This is a genomic window from Microbacterium sp. MMO-56 (assembly GCF_037146215.1).
GTDB lineage: Bacteria > Actinomycetota > Actinomycetes > Actinomycetales > Microbacteriaceae > Microbacterium.
In genome coordinates, this window is record NZ_JBBCVW010000007.1 from 146,495 (window position 1) to 162,382 (window position 15,888).

Here is a 15,888-nt window from a genome sequence, read left to right on the forward strand (position 1 = left end):
GAGTGCCGGCTACAGGACTCGAACCTGCAACCCCCTGTTTACAAGACAGGTGCGCTACCAATTGCGCCAAGCCGGCCGGGCCCGCAACCGAGCCACCACAGAGTCTAGATGCTCGTCGGGCGGCGATGCAGCGCGCACCGGCGACATCGGCGGGCGCACCGCCTAGGGTCGTGGGCATGTCCCGGCCACTCGTTCCCGCCCTCGCCCTCGTCGCTCTCGTCGTCACGGCCGTGACGAGTGGATGCGCGCCCTCGCCCTCGCCGCAGGCCCCGGTCCCGACCTCGAGCGCGGTCGAACCCTCCGTAGACCCGACGCGGACACCCCCGTCCCCGTCGGCGAGCCCGTCCGCTCCGCTCGACGAGATCACGGCCATCCCGGAGTGCGGCGCGCTCGTGAGCGTCGACCGGATGCGCACGGTGACCGGCGACGCTCGTCTCGAGGGCTTCGGCGAGGACCGCACCCGCACCACCGATTCGCTTCCGGGGCCCGTCGCCGGGGCGACCTACGACGGGTCCGGCCGCACGCGCACGTGCGCCTGGGGGATCGCGTCCTCGCCGATGTCCGTGATGCTCTCGGTCGCCGTGATCGACGCGCAGGCCCGTGACACGCTGACCTCGGCGCTGGACGCGTCACCCGAGTTCGAACGCTCTCGCAGCGGCGATGTGACCGTCTACACCACGCCGAAGGAGGGGGAGGATCGCGCCTACCTCGCGTACGGGTTCGACGGGCCCGTGTGGGCGATCGTCGACGGGACCCTCGTCGACGCCGCGTCGTCGGCGACGCTCGCGGCGGAGGCGGTGAGTGCAACCCTCGACTGAGCGGCCCGGCGGGTCCGCGTAGCACGCGGTCGGAGGGCGCGCAATCCCCGCGAGGGCCTGTGCGTCCGCTCGTAGCGTCGGAGCATGGCCACCACCCAGAAGACAACCCCCGCCAAGAACAAGCGCAAGCCCGCCCGCGGTGCGCAGCTCACCCAGGAGCAGAACGCCGAGAGCGGCTTCACCGCCTCGCAGACGCTCAGCGACAACCTCCAGCGGGTCCTCGTCGACCTCATCGAACTGGCCTCCCAGGGCAAGCAGGCCCACTGGAACGTCATCGGTACGAACTTCCGCGACACCCACCTCCAGCTCGACGAGGTGATCGATGCGGCGCGCGAGTTCAGCGACACCGTCGCCGAGCGCATGCGCGCGCTGCACGCCCTGCCGGACGGTCGCAGCGACACCGTGGCCGAGACGACGACCCTCCCCGAGTTCCCCCAGGGGGAGGTCTCCACGACCGAGGTCATCGACCTCATCACGGTGCGCCTCGAGGACACGGTCTCGACGTGCCGGGACGTGCACGACGAGGTCGACGAGGAGGACCCGACGAGCGCCGACATCCTGCACGAGATCCTGGAGCGACTGGAGCAGTTCGCCTGGATGATCAGCGCCGAGAACCGCGTCGCGAAGAAGGTGTGAGCGCGATGAGCGACGCCGTCGACCCCACGACTCTCCACCCCGACGAAGGCTTCCCCGACCAGGAGCAGAGTCAGCCCGGCCACACCGACCGGACCACGCCGACGCCGGACCACGGCGAATCGTCGTACGTCGGCTCCGGCCGCCTCTCCGGTCGGCACGCGCTGATCACCGGCGGCGACTCCGGCATCGGCCGCGCCGTGGCGATCGCGTTCGCCCGAGAGGGTGCGGACGTCGCGATCGCCCACCTCCCCGAGGAGCAGGCCGACGCGGACGACACGCTCGCGCTGGTCCGCGCCGCCGGGCGCACCGCCCTGTCCCTCCCGGGCGACGTCCGCGACGAGGACTTCGCGACCTCGATCGTCGCCCGCACCGTCGAGGGGATCGGCGGCCTGGACATCCTCGTCCTGAACGCCGCGTACCAGAAGGACCGCGACGGAGTGGAGAACCTCGAGACGGAGGAGCTCGATCGCGTCTTCCGCACCAACCTCTACGGGATGATCTTCACGGCGCGGGCCGCCATCCCGCGGCTGAACGCCGGGGCGAGCATCATCGTGACCTCGTCCATCCAGGCGGCCGAGCCCTCGCCGGGCCTCATCGACTACGCGATGACGAAGGCGGCGCAGGTCGCGTTCGTGACGGCGCTCGCCGAGGATCTCGGGCCGCGGGGCATCCGTGTCAACGCCGTCGCCCCCGGACCGATCTGGACTCCTCTCATCCCCGCGACGGGCTGGGATGCCGAGCGGCTCGCGACCTTCGGCCAGGACACCCCGCTCGGCCGCGCCGGACAGCCGGCCGAGCTGGCCCCCGCCTACGTCTACCTCGCCTCGGACGAGGCGACGTACGTCACCGGCGCCGTGCTCCCCGTGACCGGAGGGAAGGGGTTCCGCTGATCCGTCGGTGCCCGGGTTCCGCTGATCCGCGACGGCCCGGGCACCGCGCCGTCTTTTGCCCGGCGATGCGTGCGCCCGCCGCGGCGGGGGTCGCGTAGCCTCGGTGCCATGGAGGACCCGCACCCCACCGCCCCGATCGAACCCGAAGCCGTCACCGAGGCCATCTGCATCCTCGGCTACGACTGAACGGAGGTGGTCCGCGTCAGCCCTGCCGGCGGCACGGTCTAGGCTAACTCTCCGTGAAGGAGCACCCGCGTATGCCCGCGTGGCTGGCGATCGGGGGAGCCGTCAGTGTCGGCGTGCTCACGGCGGCGCAGGCCCGGGTCAACGGTCAGCTGGGTCTCCGGCTCGAGGACGGATTCGTCGCCGCGGTCGTCTCGTTCGGCTCCGGCATGATCGTCCTGGCGGTGCTCTCCGTCGTGATGCCCTCCGGGCGTCGGGGCCTCGCGCAGCTGCGCGACGGCGTGCGGCAGAGGAGCATCCCCTGGTGGATGCTCGCCGGCGGAGCGGCCGGCGCGCTGACGGTCGCCACGCAGGGTCTCGCGGTGGCGGTGATCGGCGTCTCGCTGTTCACGGTCGGCGTCGTCGCGGGGCAGACCCTGTCGGGGCTCGTCCTCGACCGGATCGGCTACGGACCCGCCGGCGTCGTCGCCGTCACGATGCCGCGCGTCGTCGGTGGGGCGTTCGCCCTCGGTGCGGTCGCGATCTCGCTCCAGGGCGGCGTGCTGGAGCGCGTTCCGTGGTGGATGCTCGTGCTGCCCGTGCTCGCCGGCATCGGCATCGCCTGGCAGCAGGCGACGAACGGGCGTCTGCGCCAGCGGGTGGGGACGCCCCTGACGGCGACGCTGGTGAACTTCGTCGGCGGTACGGCGATCCTGGCGGTCGCGGCCGTCGTCGAGGTCGCCCTGGCCGGCGCCCCCGCCGCGCCGCCCGCGGAGCCGTGGCTGTATCTCGGCGGCGTGATCGGCGTGGTCTACATCGCGATCTCGGCCGCTCTCGTCGTGCACACCGGTGTCCTGCTGCTGGGGCTCGGGGCGGTCACGGGGCAGCTGGTCACGGCGTTCGTGCTCGACATGCTCTGGCCACCCGACGCAGGATCGGGGTGGCAGCTCCAGCTCCTGATGATCGTCGTCGCCGGTGCGGGTGTCGTCGTCGCCGCGGCCCCGTGGCGGGCGCGGCGACGCTAGGCCCTACTTCTTCGACTTCTTTTTCTTCTTCTTCTTCTTCTTCGCGTCCTTCGAGCCGCGCCAGGCGGTGATCTCGTCGGGCGCGGTGCTCGCACCGGGCATCCGGCCGAGGTGCGCGCGGGCGTCCACGGGCTTGCGTCGACCCGGCCGCGAGCGCTCCGGCTTGCCGCCGACGTAGAGCCAGCCCAGCAGCTCCTCGTCCGCGCCGAGCCCGTGGGCCTTCGCGACCGCCTTGCTGCGCGTGTAGTGACCGGTGCGCCACAGGACGCCCCAGCCCGCCTCGTCCAGGAGCAGGCTCAGAACGTGCGCGACGCCGGACGCGACCGCCTCCTGCTCCCACCGGGGCACCTTGTCGCTCTTGCGATAGCTGGCCACGACGGCGAGCAGCAGGGGAGCGCGCAGCGGCTTGGTGGAGGGCTTGTCGTCCTTCTCCGCCGCGGCGATGGCGGCGCCCAGCGTGCGGCGATCGTCGCCGCGCAGCTCGATGATCCGCCAGGGGCGCAGCGACGAGTGATCGGCGACACGACCCGCCGCAGAGACCAGCGTGAGCAGTTCGGCGTGGCTCGGCGCGGCATCCGTGACCTTCGACCAGGACCGCCGCGAGCGGACGGCCTCCAGGGCGGGGAGCACCGTGGCGTCGTCGGTCATGACTCGGGGGAGAAGGACAGCGACAGGGAGTTCATGCAGTAGCGGTCGCCCGTCGGCGTGCCGAACCCGTCGGGGAAGACATGTCCCAGGTGCGAGCCGCAGTTCGCGCAGCGCACCTCGGTGCGCTCCATGCCGTGGCTGCGGTCCTCGATCAGCTCGACGGCCTCGGGGCGCACGGACTCGTAGAAGCTCGGCCACCCGCAGTGCGAGTCGAACTTGGTCCCGGAGCGGAACAGCTCCGCCCCACACGCGGCGCAGGTGTACAGGCCGGCCCGGTGCTCGTCGAGGAGCTCCCCGGTCCACGCGCGCTCGGTGCCCGCCTGTCGCAGGACCGCGTACTGCTCGGGGCTCAGCTCCTCGCGCCACTGCTCGTCGCTCTTGTGCACGTTGTACGTCATTCTCGGCCTTTCCGTCGTGGCGGATCGCTCCGTCCGTCCTATTCAACCGGATGCCGGGTCGCGCTGTTCCGCTCCCCGCTGACAGATGCCCGAGCAATCGGGCGCGCTCCCCGCGCGGCGCCGGGCGCGCAGGGAGGTGCGCGCGTAGCCTGGCCGCGTGCCCCTCTCCGACCGTGACCGTGTGCTCCTGGACTTCGAGTCCCGGTGGAACGGGCACGGCGCCGCGAAGGAGGAGGCCATCCGCGGCGAGCTCTCGATGGCCCCGGCGCGCTACTACCAGCTGCTCGAACGCGTCATCGACGCTCCGGATGCGGCCGCCTACGACGCGCTGCTCGTCCACCGCCTCCGTCGTCTGCGCGAGGGCCGGCTCGCCGAGCGCGCGGTGCGTGCGGGAATGGCCGCTGAGGTGCGCTCGGGCGCGGCCCGGTAGCATTCTGTGGTGCCCAAGACCCCCCCGCCGAAGGATCGTTTCGACGACCTCCCCGCCGACAGCGGGCGTGTCGGCGCCCACCGTGCCGAGAATCCGCGCATCCGCGGCGGTGTCATCCTGCTCTGGTCGGCGATCGCCACGATCGTCCTCGTGACGCTCGGCATCTTCGGATCGATGGTCGCGACCGGCCGCATCACGCTGTTCTCGTCGCCCGAGCCGACCGTGTCGGTCGCGCCGACCGTCGAGCCGGTCCTCGACACCACCTTCTCGGTGATCGTCCTCAACGCGACGCCGCAGCGGGGCCTGGCCGGAAGCGTCCGCGACACCGTGATCGCCGCGGGATGGTCGCCCGACTCCGTGCTCGACGGCGACGCAGGATCCGAGGACTTCCCCACGACGACCGTCTACTACGCGCGGGCGGAGGACGAGCCGGCGGCCCGCGGCCTGGCGGACGCCATCGGCGGTGCGCAGGTGCGGCTGGACACGAGCTACCAGCCGAGCGACGATCCGTCCACGACCGATGAGGACGAGAGCACGACGCGTCAGCTCGTGATCGTCGTCGGCCTCGACAGGACGGACGGCGCGAGTCCCGGTGCGACCCCCTGACCCCCTCTCGCGGGCGGTTGTTTCGTGCGTGTGAACACTTCGATGCACGCGTGTCAACAGTGCAGGGATCGGCGAATCCGCGGCATCCGCCGTGGTTAGCATGGCCAGGTCCCACCGCAACATCAGGAGATTCGCATGGCCGGAACGACCCGTGGCACCGTCAAATGGTTCAACGCAGAGAAGGGCTTCGGCTTCATCACCGTCGACGGCGGTGACGACGTCTTCGTGCACTACTCGAACATCGACATGAGCGGCTTCCGCGTGCTCGAGGAGGGCCAGGCGGTCGAGTTCACCGTCGGCGCCGGGCAGAAGGGCCCGCAGGCCGAGGCCGTCCGAGTCGTCGCCTGAGTCGGTCCTCCCTCCCGCCGTCCGCGCGGTGCGACGCGCCCGCCGCGGCGGCTTGCACTCGTCATGCCCGAGTGCCAGAATGAGTTAGCACTCCATCATGGCGAGTGCTAAAGACTCATCCTCACGTCCGGGAGGGACGACACACTTATGGCAAAGATCATCGCTTTCGACGAGGAGGCCCGCCGCGGCCTCGAGCGCGGCCTGAACATCCTCGCCGACGCCGTCAAGGTGACGCTCGGCCCGCGTGGCCGCAACGTCGTGCTCGAGAAGAAGTGGGGCGCCCCCACGATCACGAACGACGGTGTCTCCATCGCCAAGGAGATCGAGCTCGACGACCCGTACGAGAAGATCGGTGCGGAGCTCGTCAAGGAGGTCGCCAAGAAGACGGACGACGTCGCCGGTGACGGCACGACGACCGCCACGGTCCTCGCTCAGGCGCTCGTCCGCGAGGGCCTGCGCAACGTCGCGGCCGGCGCCGACCCCATCTCCCTGAAGAAGGGCATCGAGAAGGCCGTCAAGGCTCTCTCCGACGAGCTGCTCGCGTCGGCCAAGGAGGTCGAGACCAAGGAGGAGATCGCCGCCACGGCATCCATCTCCGCCGCCGACCCCGAGATCGGCGAGCTCATCGCTGAGGCGATCGACAAGGTCGGCAAGGAGGGCGTGGTCACCGTCGAGGAGTCCAACACCTTCGGCACCGAGCTCGAGCTCACCGAGGGCATGCGCTTCGACAAGGGCTACATCAACCCCTACTTCGTCACGGACCCGGAGCGCCAGGAGGCCGTCTTCGAGGACCCGTACATCCTCATCGCGAACCAGAAGATCTCCAACATCAAGGACCTGCTGCCGATCGTCGACAAGGTGATCCAGGAGGGCAAGGAGCTCGTCATCATCGCCGAGGACGTCGAGGGCGAGGCTCTCGCGACGCTCGTGCTCAACAAGATCCGCGGCATCTTCAAGTCGGTCGCCGTCAAGGCTCCCGGCTTCGGCGACCGCCGCAAGGCGCAGCTGCAGGACATCGCGATCCTCACCGGCGGCCAGGTCATCACCGAGGAGGTCGGTCTCAAGCTCGAGAACGCCACCACGGACCTCCTGGGCAAGGCGCGCAAGGTCATCGTCACCAAGGACGAGACCACGATCGTCGAGGGTGCGGGCGACTCCGCGCAGATCGAGGGTCGCGTGACCCAGATCAAGCGCGAGATCGAGAACACCGACAGCGACTACGACCGCGAGAAGCTGCAGGAGCGTCTCGCCAAGCTCGCCGGCGGCGTCGCCGTCATCAAGGCGGGCGCGGCCACCGAGGTCGAGCTGAAGGAGCGCAAGCACCGCATCGAGGACGCCGTGCGCAACGCGAAGGCCGCCGTCGAGGAGGGCATCGTCCCCGGTGGTGGCGTCGCGCTCATCCAGGCCGGCAAGAACGCGTTCGAGAAGCTCGAGCTCGTCGGTGACGAGGCCACGGGTGCGAACATCGTCAAGGTCGCCATCGAGGCGCCCCTGAAGCAGATCGCCCTCAACGCCGGTCTCGAGCCGGGCGTCGTGGCGAACAAGGTGTCGGAGCTCCCCGTCGGTCAGGGCCTGAACGCGGCCACCGGCGAGTACGTCGACATGTTCGCCGCCGGCATCATCGACCCGGCCAAGGTCACCCGTTCGGCGCTGCAGAACGCCGCGTCGATCGCGGGCCTGTTCCTCACCACCGAGGCCGTCGTCGCCGACAAGCCGGAGAAGGTCGCGGCTCCGGCCGGCGACCCGACCGGTGGCATGGACTTCTGAGTCGATCCCGACCCGGAAACCTCTGACAGAAGGGCCCCTCCTCCGGGAGGGGCCCTTCTGCATGCGGCCCCTCCTCCGGGAGGGGTCCTTTTGCATGCGGCGCAGCCGGTGCGGGGCCGACCCTTCCGCGTCTCAGCGGAACAGTCCGGCGGCGGCGATCTCGGTCTGGGCGTACTGGGTGCCGACGTGGGCGAGCGCCGTGCCGATGTCGCCGAGGGCCGCCTCCAGCTCGCGCTGCGCTCCGCGCCATCGATCGACGACGGACTGGAAGGCGACGGCGGCGGAGCCGGTCCACGATCCCTGCAGCTGGGTGAGCTGCCCCATCATCGCGGCGGTCTCGCCCTGCAGACGGTCGGCGGTGGCGCGGATGGACGCGGTGGCGCTCATCACCTGGTCGGAGTCGACGGAGAACTGGGCCATGGCGGGCTCCCTTCGGATCGGATGCCGCCACGGTACGGGCCGGGGCCGTGTCGCCCGGGGCCCGTGACCCCGTTCCGGGGAAGGAGCGCCGGATCGGGCGTGTGGGGAGGGGCCGGCGCTCAGAGCTCGGCGGAGGGGATCCGCCGCAGCGGCTGCGTCTCGATGAGCAGGTGCTCCGCGGCATCCCGCTCCTGCGCGAGGGGGAACGACACCCGGAAGGTCGCGCCGCCGCCCGGCGTCTCGGTGACCTCGATGGACCCGTGCAGGGCGTCCACGACGGACGCCACGATCGACAGCCCGAGTCCCGACCCGCCCGTCTCGCGTGTACGAGAGGTGTCCGCACGCCAGAATCGCTGGAAGATCTTCTCGCGCAGCTGCTCGGGGATGCCCTCGCCGTGGTCGATCACGGCGATCCATCCCATACCGGCCACCTCGTCGACGCCGGTCGCCAGCTCGATGGGGGACCCCGCGGGGGAGTAGCGGCGCGCATTGCCCAGAAGATTCGCGACGACCTGCCGGATGCGGTTGTCGTCGCCCAGGACGACCGGGGCGATCGTCCGCTCGACGGGTGCGGGTGTCGCATCGGCCTCGGCGGTCGCCTCGCCGGTCTTGGGCCGGCGTCGCAGCAGCGAACGGGCGATCCCGCCGCGCCGGGCGACCGTGGCGGTGGCCGCGGTCGATCCGGGCAGCGGCAGCGACGCGGTCGGCGTCGGCGTGGCATCCCGCACCGTCACGTCCCGCTCGGGTGACGCCGCCCGCGCGTCGAGCGCGGCGTCGCGGGCGATGGGGCGCAGGTCCACGGCGGCGACGACGATGTCGCGCCGCTCGTCGAGCCGGGCGAGGGCGAGCAGGTCTTCGACCAGGCCGCCCATGCGGATGGCCTCCTTCTCGATCCGCTCCATCGACTGCGCGGTCTGCTCGTCACCGGAGATGGCGCCCATGCGGTAGAGCTCGGCATAGCCGCGCACGGTCACGAGGGGAGTGCGCAGCTCGTGGCTCGCGTCGCCGATGAAGCGCCGCATCTGCTGCACGGTCGCGTCGCGCTGCCCGAGCGCCTGGTCGATGCGGTCGAGCATGGCGTTGATGGCCGTCGTCAGCCGGCCGACCTCGGTGCGCGGCGAGATGTCGTCCATCCGCTGGCTGAAGTCACCGGCCGCGATCGACATCGCCGTCTGCTCGACCTGCCCGAGGCTGCGGAAGGCGAGCGTGACCAGCCACCGGGTGGCCAGGGCGCCCGCGATGATCGTGAGTAGGGCCAGGAACGAGTAGATGCCGACGTAGTTGGCGACCGTCTGGTTCACCCCCGACAGCGGCACCGCGACGAGCTGCGTGTAGTTGTCGCGCAGTCCCGGCAGGGCGAGGATGTCCACGCTCGCGTGGAAGGTGCGCGTGCCGTCGGCGGAGGTCAGCCCGAACGGCTCGATGCCGGTCATGACGGTCTCTTCGAGCGAGTGCGTCGCGGGGAAGTCCGGCTGCGCGCCGGAGATGCTGCTCGCCGAGCCGACGAGCGTGCCGTCGGGGGCGTACACGGCGACGAGGAACTGCGTCGGCGGGTTCTTCTCGCTCGGGGTGAGGATGAGCCGGTCGTCCTCGACGTCGACGTCCATGAGCAGGCTCGTCATGTCGGTGGTGACCATCTGCTGCAGCGACTGGTCGAGCGCGGTGACCTGCGCGTTGCGGAGGAACACCCCGGTGCCGAACCCCGCGGCGACGAGCCCGACGGCGAGGACCGCGACGGTGACGCCGGTCACCTTGGTGCGCAGGCTCAGCCCGCGCCACCACGCCGTGATGCGGTCGTTCTTCTTCGCGTGCGCGGCCCGGACGGCTGGCATGGCGGGCTCAGGTGGTCTTGCCGGCCTTCAGCATGTAGCCGAAGCCGCGCTTGGTCTGGATCAGCGGCTCGGACGAGTACGGATCGATCTTGCGACGCAGGTAGGAGATGTAGCTCTCGACGATGCCGGCGTCGCCGTTGAAGTCGTACTCCCACACGTGGTCGAGGATCTGCGCCTTGCTGAGCACCCGGTTCGGGTTGAGCATCAGGTAGCGCAGGAGCTTGAACTCGGTGGGCGAGAGGTCGATGGAGACGTCGCCGACGAGCACGTCGTGCGTGTCCTGATCCATCGTGAGCTCTCCCGCGCGGATCGTGGACTCCTCGTCAGCCTGCATCGTGCGGCGGAGGATCGCCTGCAGTCGCGCGACGATCTCGTCGAGGGAGAAGGGCTTGGTCACGTAGTCGTCGCCGCCGGCGTTGAGGCCCTCGATCTTGTCTTCGGTCTCGTCCTTCGCGGTGAGGAACAGGATCGGAGCCGTGTAGCCCGCGCCCCGGAGTCGCTTGGTGACGCTGAAGCCGTTCATGTCCGGCAGCATCACGTCGAGGATGATCAGATCGGGCTCTTCCTCGAGCACCGCGGAGATCGTCTGGGCGCCGTTGGCGACGGCGCGGACCTGGTAGCCGGCGAAGCGCAGGCTCGTCACCAGCAGGTCGCGGATGTTGGGTTCATCGTCCACTACGAGGATGCGCGGTGCCGTCATACCCCCATACTGGCACCCGAATCGATCCGTTGGCTGGATATCCGCGGCGGCGAGGTCGGTGCGCCGGAGCATCCGATCCGGCGGCACGGCGGCCGGGTCCGCCGCACCGATCGGTCAAGATGGAGGCATGACGCATCCCGCACCGCTTCCTCCGACACCGCTCCCGGTGCCGCCGCGCGCGGCCGCGCTGCCCCCCGACGCCACCTCGGGCGGCCTCGCCTTCCACCGGCTGCTGTTCGCCCGGCGCCGGCGCGGATGGTGGACGCCGCTGGCGGTGGGCGCTCTCGGCGTCGCCTTCTACACCGTGATCCTGGTGGCCGTGATCATCGTGGTCATCGTCGCCTCGGCGCTCGGCGGCGACACGGTCACGCAGCGGCTGATGGAGTTCGGCGAGGACATGGTCATCGACCCCTCGGACCCGATCATGCTCACGCTGCTGCTGGGCACCGTGGCGGTCATGCTGCCGTGCTACCTCCTGGCCTCGCGCATCGTCAACGGGCCCCGCCTCGGTCTCGCATCCTCCGCCGCCGGGCGCCTGCGGTGGGGGTGGATGCTGCGCTGCGGCGCCGCCGCGGCCGGGCTGTCGATCGTGCTCAGCGCCGTATCGATGCTCATCCCGCAGGACGGGGGAGCGCCCGCCGCCGGCCCGGATCCGCTCTGGGCGGTCTCTCTCGTGCTGGTCCTGCTGCTGGTGCCGGTGCAGTCCGCGGCGGAGGAGTACGTCTTCCGCGGATACCTCATGCAGGCCATCGGGCGGTGGCTGCGGCATCCCGCCTGGGCGATCCTCCTCCCCGTGCCGCTGTTCGTGCTCGGGCACATGTACGACCTGATGGGGCAGCTCGGCGTGGGCCTGTTCGCCGTCGCCGCCGGGTGGCTGACCTGGCGCACCGGGGGCCTGGAAGCCGCGATCGCGCTGCACGTGGTCAACAACCTGAGCGCGTTCCTGCTCGGGATCGTCACGGGGGCGAACCCGGTCGCGAGCTCGACGGACTGGGTGAGCTTCGTCTGGTCGTTCCTGCTGATCGGCGGGTACACCGCCCTCGTCGAGTGGCTGATGCGGCGTCGCCCGCTGCCCCGCACCCTGATCCTCACCCCGCCGCCCGCGCCCGTCCCGCTGCCCCCGCCGGTCTGGCCCCCCGCCCCGGCGCCGGCTCCGGCGGTCGGCTGACGGCGAGACCGCGTCCGCGCGTCGGGTGGTGGCGAGACCGCGTGTGCGCATCGAGACCGCCGGCGTCGGCGTGGGTTTCGACGCGCGGGGTGGGTCTCGACGGGGTGACGTCGGCCTCGGCGGGCGCGACGGTACGCGGCGGGCGGCCGGGGTGGCGAGACCGCGTGTGCGCGTCGGGTTGTGGCGAGACCGCGTGTGCGCGTCGGGTTGTGGCGAGACCGCGTGTGCGCGTCGAGACCGCCGGCGTCGGCGTGGGTTTCGACGCGTGGGGCGGGTTTCGACGTGTGGGGTGGGTCTCGACGGGGTGCGCGGTACGCGGCGGGTACGCGGCGGGTGCGCCGGGGTGGCGAGACCGCGTGTGCGCGTCGGGTTGTGGCGAGACCGCGTGTGCGCGTCGAGACCGCCGGCGTCGCCGTGGGTTTCGACGTGCGGGGTGGGTCTCGACGCGACGGTGACGCGCGGGCGGGGTCTCGCCGGGGCGGGCGACCGCCGACGGTGAGGCCACCGGCGGCGGGTCAGGCGGCGATGCCGTCGGCGTCGAGGATCGTGTAGCTGTAGCCCTGCTCGGCGAGGAACCGCTGGCGGTTCTGCGCGAAGTCCTGATCGACCGTGTCGCGGGCGATCAGGGTGTAGAAGCTCGCCGTGTGGCCGCTCGTCTTCGGGCGCAGGAGGCGTCCGAGGCGCTGGGCCTCCTCCTGGCGCGAACCGAACGATCCGGACACCTGGATCGCGACGGATGCCTCGGGCAGGTCGATCGAGAAGTTGGCGACCTTCGAGACCACGAGCACGGGGATGCGGCCCTCGCGGAACGCGCCGTAGAGCTCCTCGCGCTCGTCGACGGGGGTCGCCCCGGTGATCTGCGGGGCGTCCAGTGCCTCGGCGATCACGTCGATCTGGTCGAGGTACTGGCCGATGACGAGGATCTGCTCGCCGGCATGCCGGGCGACGAGCCCGCGGACGACGTCGATCTTCGCGTGCGCGGTGGCGGCGAGGCGGTACCGCTCGTCGTCGGCCGCGGCGGCGTACTCCATGCGGTCATCCGGCGGCAGGTCGATGCGGACCTCGTAGCAGACGGCGGGGGAGATGAAGCCCTGCGCCTCGATCTCCTTCCACGGCGCGTCGAAGCGCTTGGGCCCGATGAGGCTGAAGACGTCGCCCTCGCGACCGTCCTCGCGCACGAGGGTCGCGGTGAGCCCGAGCCGGCGGCGCGCCTGCAGGTCGGCGGTGAGCTTGAAGACCGGCGCGGGCAGCAGGTGCACCTCGTCGTACACGACGAGGCCCCAGTCGAGGGCATCCAGCAGCGCCAGGTGCGCGTACTCGCCCTTCCGCTTCGCGGTCAGGATCTGGTACGTCGCGATCGTGACCGGCTTGACCTCCTTGGCCTGGCCGGAGTACTCGCCGATCTCCTCCGGCGTGAGCGAGGTGCGCTTGAGCAGCTCGTCGCGCCACTGCCGGGCGCTCACGGTGTTCGTCACGAGGATGAGCGTCGTCGTCTTCGTGTCGGCCATCGCCGCGGCGCCGACGAGGGTCTTCCCCGCGCCGCAGGGGAGCACGACGACCCCCGAGCCGCCCTCGCTGAAGGTGTCGACGGCCTTGCGCTGGTACGGCCGGAGCGTCCAGCCGTCCTCCGCGAGCTCGATCTCGTGCGGAGTGCCGGGGGTGTAGCCGGCGTGGTCCTCGGCGGGCCAGCCGACCTTGAGGAGCTCCTGCTTGATGTGGCCGCGCGCCCAGGCATCCACCGTGAAGACGCCGGGCGAGGGATGCCCGGTCAGCAGCGGCTGGATGCGCTTGTTCTTGGCGACCTCGGCGAGCACGGCCGTGTCGGTGGCCCGGAGGATCAGCGTGCCCTCCTCGTCGCGCTCGATGACGAGCCGCCCGTAGCGGTTCACCGTCTCGCGGATGTCGATCGAGACGGATGCCGGCACGGGGAAGCGCGACCACCGGTCGAGCGTCGAGAGCATGTCGTCGGCGGTATGACCCGCCGCGCGGGCGTTCCACAGGCCGAGGCGCGTGATCCGATAGGTGTGGATGTGCTCGGGGGCGCGCTCGAGTTCGGCGAAGACCGCCAGCTCGTGCCGGGCGCTCTCGGCGTCGGGATGCGCCACTTCGAGCAGCACCGTCCGATCGCTCTGCACGATCAGGGGACCGGTGAGGGGACCGTCAGCCATAGCGATCCAGTCTACCGGTGGGACGGTGCGCGGGGCGCCGCGGGCGCCGGGTGCGACCGTCCCGGGTGACGACGGGTCAGGGCGCGGTCACGCGCGTGATGCTCGCGACCGGGAGGGTACGCTCCACGTCGACGTGGCGATCGCGCCCCCGCAGCCGTCCGCCGCCGAGGCCCGTCGCCTCGATCGTGAACTCGCGTTCCACGCCGTCGGGCAGCCGCACGGCGACCACGATCGTCGCGCGGGCCTTGACGGCCTGCTCCAGCTCCCGTTCGAGCCACGCCGCGTCGGCGTCGCCGGTCTGCCCCGCGCGCACTCGCGAGAGGAGCTCTGCGTAGACCTCGGTGGGCGGCGCGTCCGAGGAGGTGCCCCGGGCGAGGCGGTGGCGGGCCAGGGCGCGACGTCTCCCGTCGGCGTCGACGGCGACGATCGGATACCGGGCGTCCGCGATCATCCAGAACGCCGTGTCGGGGCTCGACCGGGTGACCAGCGCGCCCCCCTCCGGCACGAGTCCGAGCGGCCGCAGCGCCTGGTCGACCGCGATCGTGCGCAGGAGCGCCTCGTCCTCGCTCGTGATGCGCGTGAGGCCCGCTCCGTCGGGGCCGACGCGCAGCGCGCCGTGGCGTGCCGCGGTGCGCTCGATCTCGTACGCGAGGGGCTGGGGCACGCCGGTGAGCGACACCTCGGCGAGGAACGCGCCCAGGGACTCCGCCGTCTCGCCCGCGGTGAGCGCGTCGGCCAGCGACTCGGCGGTGAACCGGTACGACGAGGCCTGCGCCCGCGACTCCCGCCGCGCCATGCCGCGCAGCCGCATGTCCAGGTGCGGGGCGAGCGAACCGGGGGCGATCGCGGTGAGATCGTTCTGCAGGAAGACCTTGTCGACCTCCGGCGGCAGGTGGCGGGCGAGGGCATCCGCGTCGATCTCGCCGCCGGTCTGCGCGTCGAGAGTCCATGAGGGGGTGCCGCCCGCGGCGTCCAGGATCGCCCACCGGCGCAGGAGCTCCGCGATCCGCGCGGCGCGCGCGGGCCAGGCGGGATCGAAGGGATGCGCCGTCGGCCAGTCGCGGAGCGGGATCCATCCGCCCGACGGGCCCCGCAGGGCGCGCGGCAGCGTGTCGATGAGGCGGCGGGCGACGCCGACCCACCGCTCCCGGGTGCTCGTCCCCAGCCAGGCGATGCCGCTCTCGGTGACGAGCCACGCGCGCTCCTCGGCGGCGAGGAGCCCCGCGACTCCGGCGATCTCGACGAGGTCCTCGGCGGCATCGGCATCCGGAACAGCCCCGCCCTCCACGAGCCGCCGCCGGTCGACCGCGCCGAGCGTGCCGGCGCCGATCCTGCCCAGGGGTGCGACGAGGGCGGCCTGCAGGATGTCGGCGAGCGAGGCGGATGCCGTGAACGCGCGCTCCGCCTCGACCGCGTCCCGGTCGCCGGGAGCCGAGCCGTCGACGGCGGCGAGGGTGTTCTCGGCGTCGGGCAGCCCATCGGTGGAGGACTGCGCGGTGCCGTGCGCCGCAGCCTCGACCGCGGTGCCCTGCGCCGCGGCCTCCACGGCGGCGCGCAGCGCCTCGGCGGTCGCCTCCCACGGGCGTCCGTCGTCGTCGAGCAGTCCGAGCGCGACGAGGGCATCGCGCTCGGAGCCCTCGGGCGCGGCGCCCGCGTCGACGGCCGCGGCGAGCGTCTCCGCCTCGCGGGCGGTCAGGTCGACCAGTGCGCGTGCGACGGACGCCGGGTCGAGCAGGTCCTCGGCAGCGTCGAACGCGTCGTCCCAGCGGGCGGACGGCGGGATGCGTCGCGCGGCGAAGAGGGCGGCCAGCTCCGCGTCGTCGCGGGCGGCGAGCCGGTGCGCGAGCGTGCGGGCGTCCGAGGCGGCCACGG

16 protein-coding genes and 1 tRNA gene are annotated in these 15,888 nt (G+C 71.8%); 9 read left to right on the forward strand and 8 right to left on the reverse strand.

Going from position 1 to position 15,888, the window contains the following annotated elements:
* Window positions 1-3: 3 nt before the first annotated feature.
* A tRNA-Thr gene (locus tag WFI00_RS08640) sits at window positions 4-76 on the reverse strand.
* Window positions 77-176: 100 nt separating this feature from the next.
* Between WFI00_RS08640 and WFI00_RS08645 the strand changes: the two genes are divergently transcribed.
* From WFI00_RS08645 to WFI00_RS08660, 4 genes are all read left to right on the forward strand, one after another.
* Window positions 177-818, forward strand: a complete 642-nt coding sequence (locus WFI00_RS08645; RefSeq protein WP_336631656.1) for a hypothetical protein — start codon at window positions 177-179, stop codon at window positions 816-818.
* 84 nt (window positions 819-902) lie between these two features.
* Window positions 903-1,454 (forward strand): Dps family protein, encoded by a 552-nt coding sequence (locus WFI00_RS08650; protein WP_336631655.1) that lies wholly within the window; start codon window positions 903-905, stop codon window positions 1,452-1,454.
* 5 nt (window positions 1,455-1,459) lie between these two features.
* Window positions 1,460-2,344 (forward strand): SDR family oxidoreductase, encoded by an 885-nt coding sequence (locus WFI00_RS08655; RefSeq protein ID WP_336631654.1) that lies wholly within the window; start codon window positions 1,460-1,462, stop codon window positions 2,342-2,344.
* A 257-nt stretch (window positions 2,345-2,601) separates the two neighbouring features.
* Window positions 2,602-3,531, forward strand: coding sequence for a DMT family transporter (locus WFI00_RS08660; RefSeq protein WP_336631783.1), 930 nt, complete (start codon window positions 2,602-2,604; stop codon window positions 3,529-3,531).
* 3 nt (window positions 3,532-3,534) lie between these two features.
* On the opposite strand, the gene WFI00_RS08665 is transcribed toward WFI00_RS08660, so the two are convergent.
* Both WFI00_RS08665 and msrB read right to left on the reverse strand, forming a co-directional pair.
* Window positions 3,535-4,179 (reverse strand): nitroreductase family protein, encoded by a 645-nt coding sequence (locus WFI00_RS08665; RefSeq protein ID WP_336631653.1) that lies wholly within the window; start codon window positions 4,177-4,179, stop codon window positions 3,535-3,537.
* A complete protein-coding gene (gene msrB / locus WFI00_RS08670; RefSeq protein WP_336631652.1) occupies window positions 4,176-4,577 on the reverse strand; it encodes a peptide-methionine (R)-S-oxide reductase MsrB in 402 nt (133 codons plus the stop codon). The genes WFI00_RS08665 and msrB overlap by 4 nt, the downstream gene beginning before the upstream one ends.
* A 157-nt stretch (window positions 4,578-4,734) precedes the next feature.
* Here msrB and WFI00_RS08675 point away from each other — a divergent pair, with 157 nt between their 5' ends.
* The 4 genes from WFI00_RS08675 to groL all read left to right on the forward strand — a co-directional run bounded on the left by WFI00_RS08675 (window position 4,735) and on the right by groL (window position 7,728).
* A complete protein-coding gene (locus WFI00_RS08675) occupies window positions 4,735-5,007 on the forward strand; it encodes a DUF3263 domain-containing protein (protein ID WP_336631651.1) in 273 nt (90 codons plus the stop codon).
* Window positions 5,008-5,016: 9 nt separating this feature from the next.
* Window positions 5,017-5,613 (forward strand): LytR C-terminal domain-containing protein, encoded by a 597-nt coding sequence (locus tag WFI00_RS08680; RefSeq protein ID WP_336631650.1) that lies wholly within the window; start codon window positions 5,017-5,019, stop codon window positions 5,611-5,613.
* A gap of 135 nt (window positions 5,614-5,748) precedes the next feature.
* The gene (locus WFI00_RS08685; RefSeq protein ID WP_336631649.1) at window positions 5,749-5,961 is read left to right on the forward strand and encodes a cold-shock protein; all 213 of its coding nucleotides are present in this window, start codon (window positions 5,749-5,751) and stop codon (window positions 5,959-5,961) included.
* Between the two features lie 147 nt (window positions 5,962-6,108).
* A complete protein-coding gene (groL, locus tag WFI00_RS08690) occupies window positions 6,109-7,728 on the forward strand; it encodes a chaperonin GroEL (protein ID WP_336631648.1) in 1,620 nt (539 codons plus the stop codon).
* A 132-nt stretch (window positions 7,729-7,860) separates the two neighbouring features.
* Here the strand turns inward: groL and WFI00_RS08695 are convergent, their stop codons facing one another.
* From WFI00_RS08695 to WFI00_RS08705, 3 genes are all read right to left on the reverse strand, one after another.
* Window positions 7,861-8,148, reverse strand: coding sequence for a WXG100 family type VII secretion target (locus tag WFI00_RS08695; RefSeq protein ID WP_336631647.1), 288 nt, complete (start codon window positions 8,146-8,148; stop codon window positions 7,861-7,863).
* Window positions 8,149-8,267: 119 nt separating this feature from the next.
* Window positions 8,268-9,980 (reverse strand): sensor histidine kinase, encoded by a 1,713-nt coding sequence (locus WFI00_RS08700; protein WP_336631646.1) that lies wholly within the window; start codon window positions 9,978-9,980, stop codon window positions 8,268-8,270.
* A 7-nt stretch (window positions 9,981-9,987) separates the two neighbouring features.
* Window positions 9,988-10,680, reverse strand: a complete 693-nt coding sequence (locus WFI00_RS08705) for a response regulator transcription factor (RefSeq protein ID WP_336631645.1) — start codon at window positions 10,678-10,680, stop codon at window positions 9,988-9,990.
* Window positions 10,681-10,807: 127 nt separating this feature from the next.
* Here WFI00_RS08705 and WFI00_RS08710 point away from each other — a divergent pair, with 127 nt between their 5' ends.
* Window positions 10,808-11,848, forward strand: a complete 1,041-nt coding sequence (locus WFI00_RS08710; RefSeq protein WP_336631644.1) for a CPBP family intramembrane glutamic endopeptidase — start codon at window positions 10,808-10,810, stop codon at window positions 11,846-11,848.
* A gap of 515 nt (window positions 11,849-12,363) precedes the next feature.
* Here WFI00_RS08710 and WFI00_RS08715 read toward each other — a convergent pair.
* A complete protein-coding gene (locus WFI00_RS08715; RefSeq protein ID WP_336631643.1) occupies window positions 12,364-14,016 on the reverse strand; it encodes a DNA repair helicase XPB in 1,653 nt (550 codons plus the stop codon).
* A gap of 76 nt (window positions 14,017-14,092) precedes the next feature.
* Window positions 14,093-15,886 (reverse strand): helicase-associated domain-containing protein, encoded by a 1,794-nt coding sequence (locus WFI00_RS08720; protein ID WP_336631642.1) that lies wholly within the window; start codon window positions 15,884-15,886, stop codon window positions 14,093-14,095.
* Window positions 15,887-15,888: the final 2 nt, after the last annotated feature.

What these genes read in the sequence shown, in the direction of transcription:
- WFI00_RS08645 (WP_336631656.1), top strand. Translation starts at nt 177, where the DNA reads ATGTCCCGGCCACTCGTTCCCGCCCTCGCCCTCGTCGCTCTCGTCGTC.
- WFI00_RS08650 (WP_336631655.1), top strand. Translation starts at nt 903, where the DNA reads ATGGCCACCACCCAGAAGACAACCCCCGCCAAGAACAAGCGCAAGCCC.
- WFI00_RS08655 (WP_336631654.1), top strand. Translation starts at nt 1,460, where the DNA reads ATGAGCGACGCCGTCGACCCCACGACTCTCCACCCCGACGAAGGCTTC.
- WFI00_RS08660 (WP_336631783.1), top strand. Translation starts at nt 2,602, where the DNA reads ATGCCCGCGTGGCTGGCGATCGGGGGAGCCGTCAGTGTCGGCGTGCTC.
- WFI00_RS08665 (WP_336631653.1), bottom strand. Translation starts at nt 4,179, where the DNA reads ATGACCGACGACGCCACGGTGCTCCCCGCCCTGGAGGCCGTCCGCTCG.
- msrB (WP_336631652.1), bottom strand. Translation starts at nt 4,577, where the DNA reads ATGACGTACAACGTGCACAAGAGCGACGAGCAGTGGCGCGAGGAGCTG.
- WFI00_RS08685 (WP_336631649.1), top strand. Translation starts at nt 5,749, where the DNA reads ATGGCCGGAACGACCCGTGGCACCGTCAAATGGTTCAACGCAGAGAAG.
- groL (WP_336631648.1), top strand. Translation starts at nt 6,109, where the DNA reads ATGGCAAAGATCATCGCTTTCGACGAGGAGGCCCGCCGCGGCCTCGAG.
- WFI00_RS08695 (WP_336631647.1), bottom strand. Translation starts at nt 8,148, where the DNA reads ATGGCCCAGTTCTCCGTCGACTCCGACCAGGTGATGAGCGCCACCGCG.
- WFI00_RS08700 (WP_336631646.1), bottom strand. Translation starts at nt 9,980, where the DNA reads ATGCCAGCCGTCCGGGCCGCGCACGCGAAGAAGAACGACCGCATCACG.
- WFI00_RS08705 (WP_336631645.1), bottom strand. Translation starts at nt 10,680, where the DNA reads ATGACGGCACCGCGCATCCTCGTAGTGGACGATGAACCCAACATCCGC.
- WFI00_RS08710 (WP_336631644.1), top strand. Translation starts at nt 10,808, where the DNA reads ATGACGCATCCCGCACCGCTTCCTCCGACACCGCTCCCGGTGCCGCCG.
- WFI00_RS08715 (WP_336631643.1), bottom strand. Translation starts at nt 14,016, where the DNA reads ATGGCTGACGGTCCCCTCACCGGTCCCCTGATCGTGCAGAGCGATCGG.